The organism is Streptomyces sp. URMC 123 (genome assembly GCF_051386515.1).
GTDB lineage: Bacteria > Actinomycetota > Actinomycetes > Streptomycetales > Streptomycetaceae > Streptomyces.
Genome location: NZ_JBPQTV010000649.1, coordinates 1 through 929 on the forward strand (window position 1 = coordinate 1; position 929 = coordinate 929).

The following is a 929-nucleotide window of genomic DNA, read 5'->3' on the forward strand; positions in this document are numbered from 1 at the left end:
CTGGGCATCGCCTTCGTCTTCATCGCCCACGACCTGGCGGTGGTGCGGCACTTCTCGCAGCGGGTGGCGGTGATGTACCTCGGCAAGATCGTGGAGGTGGGCGACCGGGATGCGATCTACCGGCGGCCGCGCCATCCGTACACGCACGCGCTGCTGTCGGCGGTGCCGGAGGTCGAGGCGGCGGCCGCCGAGGACGCGGAGGCGGATGGCGGCGAGGGCGCCGCGGTCAAGGAGCGCATCCGGCTGGCCGGGGACGTGCCCTCGCCCATCGACCCGCCGTCCGGCTGCCGGTTCCGCACGCGGTGCTGGAAGGCCCAGGAGCGGTGTGCCCAGCAGGAGCCGCCGCTGGCGCGGATCGAGGGCAACGCCGAGGGGCACCTGACGGCCTGCCACTTCCCGGAGGAGCCGACGACGGCGTCCCGGGGCGAGGACGTGGTCCTGGACCCCGCGCTGGCGGAGGGGGACGCGTAGGCGCGGGGGTGTACGTATCGGGGGCGTACGGGCGCGGCGCCTCAGGTCCCGTCCGTACCGCCGGCCTCCCCCGTACCACCGGTACCGCCGGTCTCCCCCGCACCACCGTCCACCGGGACGACATCCCGCTTCTCCTCGGCGAAGTGGCACGCCGAGGGGTGCGCCGCCGGCCCGTCGACGTAGCGGAACTCCGCCGGCTCCACCAGCTGGGGCACCTCCAGCGCGCACCGCTCCTGGGCCTTCCAGCAGCGCGTGCGGAACCGGCAGCCGGACGGCGGATTCGCTGGCGAGGGCACGTCGCCGGAGAGCAGGATGCGGGTCCGCCGCCCGCGCGCCCCGGGGTCGGGCACCGGCACGGCGGAGAGCAGCGCCTGGGTGTACGGGTGCGTGGGGTGCTCGTAGATCTCGTGCTCCGTGCCCAGTTCGGCGAAGCGCCCCAGATACATCACCGCCACCCG

2 protein-coding genes are annotated in these 929 nt (G+C 74.9%); one reads left to right on the forward strand and one right to left on the reverse strand.

Going from position 1 to position 929, the window contains the following annotated elements; genetic code table 11:
- Window positions 1-471: oligopeptide/dipeptide ABC transporter ATP-binding protein (locus ACSNOD_RS31430; RefSeq protein ID WP_436770478.1), on the forward strand; the 471-nt coding region annotated here is incomplete at its 5' end.
- 41 nt (window positions 472-512) lie between these two features.
- Here the strand turns inward: ACSNOD_RS31430 and ACSNOD_RS31435 are convergent.
- On the reverse strand, window positions 513-929 hold a 417-nt coding region (locus ACSNOD_RS31435), incomplete at its 5' end, for an oligopeptide/dipeptide ABC transporter ATP-binding protein (RefSeq protein ID WP_436770479.1).